At 45.4% G+C, this 7845-nt stretch carries 6 protein-coding genes; 2 read left to right on the top strand and 4 right to left on the bottom strand.

Annotated features, from left to right (window positions below):
- Positions 1-13 precede the first annotated feature (13 nt).
- The 3 genes from gltX to chiP form a co-directional block, all read right to left on the bottom strand.
- Positions 14-1441 (bottom strand): glutamate--tRNA ligase, encoded by a 1428-nt coding sequence (gene gltX / locus QTO00_RS10795; protein ID WP_331424802.1) that lies wholly within the window; start codon positions 1439-1441, stop codon positions 14-16.
- A 108-nt stretch (positions 1442-1549) separates the two neighbouring features.
- Positions 1550-2134 carry a YccT family protein gene (locus tag QTO00_RS10790; protein ID WP_331424800.1) on the bottom strand — a complete coding sequence of 195 codons (585 nt, stop codon included), beginning with the start codon at positions 2132-2134 and terminating at the stop codon, positions 1550-1552.
- Between the two features lie 86 nt (positions 2135-2220).
- Entirely contained in the window at positions 2221-3342 is a 1122-nt protein-coding gene (gene chiP, locus QTO00_RS10785; RefSeq protein WP_331424798.1) for a chitoporin, read from the bottom strand.
- 466 nt (positions 3343-3808) lie between these two features.
- Here chiP and QTO00_RS10780 point away from each other — a divergent pair, with 466 nt between their 5' ends.
- Both QTO00_RS10780 and QTO00_RS10775 read left to right on the top strand, forming a co-directional pair.
- Positions 3809-6508 (top strand): heavy metal translocating P-type ATPase, encoded by a 2700-nt coding sequence (locus tag QTO00_RS10780; protein ID WP_331424796.1) that lies wholly within the window; start codon positions 3809-3811, stop codon positions 6506-6508.
- The gene (locus QTO00_RS10775) at positions 6505-6945 is read left to right on the top strand and encodes a DUF411 domain-containing protein (protein WP_331424795.1); all 441 of its coding nucleotides are present in this window, start codon (positions 6505-6507) and stop codon (positions 6943-6945) included. The genes QTO00_RS10780 and QTO00_RS10775 overlap by 4 nt, the downstream gene beginning before the upstream one ends.
- 117 nt (positions 6946-7062) lie before the next feature.
- Here QTO00_RS10775 and hemH read toward each other — a convergent pair.
- Positions 7063-7845, bottom strand: a 783-nt coding sequence (gene hemH, locus QTO00_RS10770) for a ferrochelatase (RefSeq protein ID WP_331424794.1), incomplete at its 5' end; no start/stop codon positions are given.

The following is a 7845-nucleotide window of genomic DNA, read 5'->3' as shown; positions in this document are numbered from 1 at the left end:
CTAATAACTGTAATTAAGCGTTGGCTTCACGCTCAGCAATAAACTCAAGGGCCATCTTAATACGCGCGATGACGCGCTCCTTGCCTACCAGCTCCATCACTGCATCAACAGAAGGGGACTGACCACCACCTGTTACTGCAACGCGAAGTGGCATGCCGATCTTGCCCATGCCGATCTCTAGCTCTTCACAAACCGCAGTAATCACACCATCTTTGATGTTTGCAGTTGTCCACTCTTGCAAAGCTTCCACTTTAGCCAATGCCAATGCTAGCGGCTCTTTTGCCACACCACGTAGGTGTTTCTTAGCTGCGCCCGCTTCAAACTCAGCAAAGTCTTCGTAGAAGTAACGGATCTGCTCGGCCAGTTCAACTAGCGTGTTACAACGCTCACCCACTAGCTTGATCACTTCAGTGATTGCAGGACCGTTTGCTATGTTTAGTTTTTGGTTATCAAGATGCCATTGCAGATGCTCTGCCACGTACTCAGGTGCAGACGTCTTGATGTAGTGGTTGTTTAGCCACAACAGCTTTTCAGTGTTAAACGCTGACGCTGACTTAGAGATTGCATTCAGGCTAAATAGATCAATCATCTCTTGCTGTGAGAAGATCTCTTGGTCACCGTGAGACCAGCCTAGACGCACTAAATAGTTGTTCAATGCGTTTGGTAAGTAACCTTCGTCGCGGTATTGCATTACAGAAACCGCACCGTGACGCTTAGACAGTTTTGCACCGTCATCACCTAGAATCATTGCACAGTGCGCAAATGTTGGTACTGGCGCACCTAGCGCTTCATAGATATTAATTTGACGAGGCGTGTTGTTGATATGATCTTCACCACGAACGACGTGAGTAATGCCCATATCCCAGTCATCAACCACAACAACAAAGTTGTAAGTTGGTGAGCCATCAGTACGGCGGATGATTAAGTCATCTAGCTGGTCATTACCAATTTCGATACGACCACGGATCTGGTCATCAAATACGACGCTACCCTGTTTCGGATTGCGGAAGCGAATAACGCATGGGTCACCCTCTTTTGCTGCTGCGTTCGCGGCAACAACTTTCGGATGATTCGCATCGTAACGTGGCATCTCTTTCGCTGCTTCTTGCTCTGCACGGATCTCATCTAGCAACTCTTTAGATGCGTAGCACTTATAAGCTTTGTCTTCAGCCAGCAGCTTATCAACCATTTCGTTGTAACGGTCAAAACGCTTAGATTGGAAGTAAGGACCTTCATTCCACTCTAAACCCATCCACTGCATACCTTCTAGGATTGCATCAACGGCTTCCTGAGAGTTACGTTCTAGGTCGGTATCTTCGATACGTAGAACAAATTCACCACCTTGGTTTTTAGCGTATAGCCAAGAATAAAGTGCTGTACGAGCACCACCAACGTGCAGGTAGCCGGTTGGGCTAGGAGCAAAACGAGTTTTAACCGTCATGTAAAATACCTTGATTGTCTAAATGACTGCACCACTCACATTAAATGAAGATGGTGCCAAAATTGCGCGTTATTTTAGCACCGATATGCAAATCTACAATCCTTGTCGCTATTTTAAGTTTTGCATAGCCCACTGCATGAACGCCTGCTGTTCTTGTCGGCTCATTTCACTGAATGATTGTTTTAAGTTCATCTCTACTGGCACATGACGAACATTGATCGTTGCTTCCGTTGTTACGCCATTTTTAGCATTGTAATCTGCCACTTCTCGCTCATAATCACGGAAACCTTGTAACCCATTTTTCCGTAGTTGCACTAATTCATAGTCCACGCTTTCTCCATTTGCGTTAGTCAACTGCAAAGAAGGCTTTGCGGAGAATGCTTTGGCTTCTTCTATAGTTCGAAAAGTCTTGTAGTTGAGTGACAGTGATTCATTTTTCGGTGCGTCAAATGCCATGACCAATAACTCTGAATCAAACTTCCGTCGCTTTCCATCTTCAAACACAATCTGACCTATGGTCAATGCGAGCTGATTTGATCCTGCCTTTACCTGTATTTCATTGTTCAGTGATACTGCCGCGGGTTGACTATTAATCACCTGAGCTGAGATCTCTTTCTGCAGAGACAGGGTCGATTGAGAAAACGCGGAAAACGCGATCAATAATGGAGCAAAAGCGATAAGTTTTCTGTTCATATATTCTATCCAACAGGTACAGGGCATTACTCTGAATGCCCTGGTTATAGTTAATAGTTTAGTGCCATTTTTTTCACTAATTGGCTTTAAAAGTAATACTCAACGCCGACAGAGAACTCGTCATAGTCAGCAGATTTCCAACGTTCTTCCGCCGGTTTATCTAGCTGAGATGCACCGTCACCGAAATCTAAAGTACGAGCTCGCACATAAAGCACTGCGGATGGGTCAACAAAGTACATAATCTGCGCGGACAATACATCGTCGGAAGTATTGTCAATCTTCTTACCGTCACGCTCTAAATCAAAGTTTGCCGCATAGCCGAGCTTGTACTGCCAGTCGCCCGTTGTGTACATTAAGCCAGCTGACATGGCTTCTTGCTTCTCGTTGACGCCGTTACTCGCATCAGCTTCCATGTATTTGTACTGCGCAAAGAAAGAAATGCCGTTTTCAAACCAACCTTGAACACCTAATAGATAAGTGTTGTTTTTCCAAGATTGCTCTTCAGCTGCGATGTTACGGTTGCCTTCATAAGCTGCGTCAAATTGCAATGGACCTAGCTTGTAGTGTGCAGCGATACCACCCCAGTAATCATCACCCTCGCCCAAGCCAGCATTATCACCTGCCCCCACAGCGACATCTAAAGAGAATTTATCCGCATACATTGGAGAGTCCCAACGGATGGTATTAGATTGACGGTCTTGGTACTTAGCACCACCGATAGCTCCCCCCCAGTCGTAAACATCACCCAAGCCCGGGTTAGACGCTGGCCAGTCAACCAATTCATACATCGGTGTTAATACACGGCCCAAACGAAGTTGCCCCATAGATTCACTTTCGAAGCCAACAAACGTGTCACGCTCACCTAGCCCTGCGCCTCCACCACCAAAGCTTGGATCGACATATCCTCCTTCAATCTGCCAAATGAAGGTTGGTCCGAAGTTAGCAAACTGTTTTTTCCCACGGAAACCGATGCGTGATTCATTGTTCAGTTGCATTCCCCCCAAATCATCATCTGTGGCTTTGCTACCCGAATCGTAATCGCGATACGCGGCCTGCATCGCGATTATGCCGTACACTTCATAAGCAAAAGAGTCTTTGGTTAAGTAGTTTTTGGCGGCATCGCTGTTAGAACCCTCAGCGAATACGGCTCCACTTAGAAGTAAACTAGACACTGCTGCACCCAGCAACGATTTTTTAAAGTAAGACATAAGATTAACCCCTATTATTTGTTTTTTCCTTTCCCCCTAGCCACTTAGCTATGTGTATGTCGCTGGGGGAATATTTATGGACAGGGGAATGTTGACAAACTTTTTTTGCGACAAAAAACGAGACAAATAATAATCTGAGCTCGTTCAAACCAAAAAAACAGAAAAAACAATAAAACGCGTAAATACAAGTACTTAATAAAAAAACAAAACAAACAAAAACGTCAAATTCGCCACTTATTTACACACCACTCAATAACGCCATTACAGCTTTCAGCACAGATCACCGTAAATTTTTATCGGTTGATGATGTTTGACTAGTTTTGAAATAAAAGATTGAAATGTCTCGCAAATCTTTGATTGTCGGATGAGCCAACGAGACGAGTTTTAACGTTTTGGTACATTTGCTTGACCTTACCCTTGAGGAAAGGTTTACGCTTAGAGTTAGTTTCTCTTACGAGGTTTTGTTATGTCTCAACTCGATATTCCATTGTCAGGGCTAAACTGCATGGGTTGTGCGCGAAAAGTAGAGCAAGCACTTAGCGCGGAACATCAAGTGCAGATTAATGAACTGTCACCCACCTTTATCTCATTGCAAACGGAAAGTGCGCTGACTGAGATTGTCGATGTGATAGAGCAGCTTGGATATAGCGCTGGTCACCAGCACCACTTGATGTTAACTGGTCTCAATTGTGGCAATTGCATTGCAAAACTTGAGAATAAGCTCAAAGATGACCCTTACACTATAGCTTTCCAAGCTTCCAAAACCGAACTGGCCATCCACACACTTCGCAGTGAAGATGAAACGGTATCAGTCATTGAGTCACTCGGTTATCAAGCAACATCAGAGCCCAATTCTTCTAGTGACCTGATTAAAACTATAGAACCAGAAAACCTCACAACTGCCGATGAACCCGTCGCCCGCTCATTACAACATACGATTCATTTACTCATTTCAGGTATGACCTGTGCAAGTTGCGTTTCCTCGGTAGAAAAAGCCTTGTACTCTGTTGAAGGTGTGGTTAAAGCCCAAGTGAACTTGGCAGAGCAAAGTGCCTTGGTGCTAGGCTCCCAATCGATACCTTCAGCCTCAGAAGTAGTAGAAGCGGTCAATAATGCAGGTTATCAAGCTCAAGTTGTTGATGACCCAGCCACCCAACAACAAAAGCACGCCAAGCAACAACTGCAGGTTCAAGCGCAACATAAACTTAGTGCCTTAGCAGGGATAGTGGTCGGTGCTCCGCTTATGTTATGGGGTGTACTTGGCGGAAACATGATGATTCGCAACAGCCAAGATCAGATGATTTGGGGAATAATTGGCGTTGTCTGTTTTTGGTTACTAGCCACCGCAGGGCGTAGCTTTTTTATCAATGCATGGCAAGCACTCACTCACAAACGAGCGACTATGGATACGTTAGTCGCGCTTGGGACAGGTTCTGCTTGGTTGTTCTCTATTTTAGTGGTCGCTATACCCGAATGGTTCCCTCTAGCGTCTCGCCATGTGTACTTTGAAGCCAGCGCCATGATTGTTGGCTTAATCTCTCTCGGTCACTATATTGAAGCCAAAGCAAAAGCCAAAACCACTCGTTCTCTACAAGGGTTAATCAACCTCCAACCTCAAACTGCCACTTTGGTTGCTGAACATGGAGAACAAGAGATCCCACTCGAAGCGGTTCAGATCGGGATGAGTCTTAGAGTTAAACCTGGAGAAAAAATACCTGTCGACGGTGTCGTTGAATTCGGGAGTTCATATATCGATGAGTCAATGCTTACCGGTGAGCCCATCCCCGCCCACAAACAATCCGGAGAAAATGTTTCTGCTGGCACAATCAATCAAGACGGCAGCTTAGTGATCACGGCATCTGGCGTTGGCGGCGATACCATGTTATCGCGAATTATAGCCATGGTTCGTCAAGCCCAGAGCAGTAAACCTGCGATAGCTAAACTGGCTGATCAAATCTCTTCAGTGTTTGTACCTGTTGTGGTTGGTATCGCGGTTATCTCGGCACTGGTTTGGTTTATCTATGGCCCTGAGCCTAAAGCCAGCTATATGTTAGTCGTGGCAACAACTGTACTGATTATTGCTTGCCCGTGCGCATTGGGCCTGGCAACACCGCTATCAGTCACCGTTGGCGTCGGAAAAGCAGCTGAAATGGGCGTACTGATCCGCGATGCAGATGCACTACAATCTGCTAGTAAAATAGATACAGTGGTGTTTGATAAAACCGGAACACTTACGGAAGGTAAACCCAAGGTTCAATCCATCTATTCTGTTGATGGTGATAATAAATCACTGCTCGCCTTAACTGCCTCGATTGAAAAGCAATCTGAGCACCCGCTAGCTAAAGCGATTGTCCAAGCGGCAAGTGAAGAAAGCCTGTCACTATTTGAAGTCGAGCAATTTGAAAATCGTCGCGGCCAAGGAGTATTCGCGCAATCACAACAAGGTAAGATCGCGGTTGTCTCATTAAACTATGCGCAAAACCAAGACTGGCCTTTACAATCTATCGACAAGCAGCTCAATCACTATTTAGCCAATGCTTGGACGCCCGTCATTGTTGCGATAGACGATAAAGTTAGCGGGACAATCGCCATTGCCGATTCTATTAAACCTCAGGCAGAATCAGCTATTTTATCGCTAAAACAAAGAGGAATAACCCCAGTGATGCTCACTGGCGACAACCAAACCGTCGCCGAGTCAATGGCCAAACGACTTGGCATCGAACGTGTTATCGCCCAAGTGCTGCCTGATGAAAAAGCCAAACATATATCCGACTTAAAATCGGAGGGACGACACGTGGCTATGGTCGGTGATGGCGTTAATGATGCCCCAGCCCTAGCTTTAGCGGATATTGGAGTCGCGATGGGAAGCGGAAGTGATGTTGCAATAGAAAGCGCTCAAATTACGTTACTCAATTCTTCACCGATGTCGGTTGTTAAAGCAATAGACCTGTCTAAGGCGACGTTGCGGAACATGAAACAAAACCTATTCGGTGCATTTGTGTACAACTCGATCGGTATTCCGGTTGCTGCCGGTCTACTGTATCCCACTTTCGGCTTTTTACTCAGCCCTGTAATCGCGGGGGCGGCAATGGCTCTATCGTCAATCACTGTGGTCAGCAACGCCAACCGTTTGAGGCTATTCAAATTTATAGAGAGGTCACTATGAACAAAACAGCTCTAACCCTAGCAAGCTTAGCGCTACTTTCCGGTCATGCTTTAGCTGATGACGTTATCAACCATAAATCACCTTACTGTGGCTGCTGCACTGAGTGGACCAAACATATGCAAGAAGCGGGGTTCAACGTAGAAGAGAAACTTCATGAAAATATGAACCCAATTAAGCAACAGTTTGGCATAACCCCGGAACTTGCCTCTTGCCATACTGCCATCATTGATGGCTATGTGTTTGAAGGTCATATTCCTGCGCAAGACATCCAAGCCTTTTTAGACAATCCACCTCACAACGCTAAAGGGCTTGCTGTGCCGGGAATGCCAATGGGGTCACCGGGAATGGAGTATGGCGACAAACAAGATGAGTACTCAGTCTACGCCTTCAATGAACAGGGGCAGGTATTTGAATATCGTCACTATCAAGGCAAGTAGAACCTAAACGACATAAAGCCCAGCAAATGCTGGGCTTTAAGATTAGGACAATATAGTGAAGTTAGATTTAAAATACAATCCAGTTCTAAAACACTAAAAAAGGCTCTCACAACTAGGCTAGTTGCTGCGGATTAGCTCTGCCATCATCTCAATATGCAGTTGATCGTCATTCAAACATGGGATGTAATTGAATGTTTCACCGCCATGCTCAATGAACAATTCACAACACTGCTCTGAGATCTCTTCCAATGTTTCCAAGCAATCCGCTGAAAACGCAGGTGCTATTATGTCGAGTTTTTTAATCCCCTTTGCAGGTAACTTCTCAAGGGTTTTATCTGTGTAAGGTTGAAGCCATTCTTCACGGCCAAATCGAGACTGGTAGGTCATACCAATTTGATTTGGCGCTAACTCTAGTTCTTTAGCCAATAGCGAAGTTGTTCTGTCACAATGCTCTGGATAAATATCACCGTTATCGGCATACCTCTTAGGAATCCCGTGATAAGAACAGAGTAAGTAATCACCTTTGCCATTCTCCTGCCAAGCGCGTCTTACACTGTCTGCTAGGGCTTTGATATATAGAGGATGATCGTGGTAATCACGAATAAACTGATAGCTTGGCATTACCGGAATGTTCTGAAACGCTTTAGTTAAGCCATCGGAAACAGCGGCAGTGGTCGTTCCCGAGTATTGCGGATAAAGAGGTAGCACGATGACCTCCTCAACACCTTGCTGCAAGAGAGCTTCCATACCTGTTTGTAAACTAGGCTTGCCATAGGTCATGCCAAGCTCCACAGGCATCTCCACCAGCGCTTTAAGCTTCTCTGCTTGCCTTTTAGAATAGACAAAAAGCGGAGAGCCCTCTTCCATCCACACGGTTTGATAAAGCTTAGCAACTTTAGG

It is taken from the genome of Vibrio sp. M260118, from assembly GCF_036533755.1.
Classification (GTDB): Bacteria; Pseudomonadota; Gammaproteobacteria; order Enterobacterales; family Vibrionaceae; genus Vibrio.
This window is presented reverse-complemented; position numbering and strand designations above follow the sequence as displayed.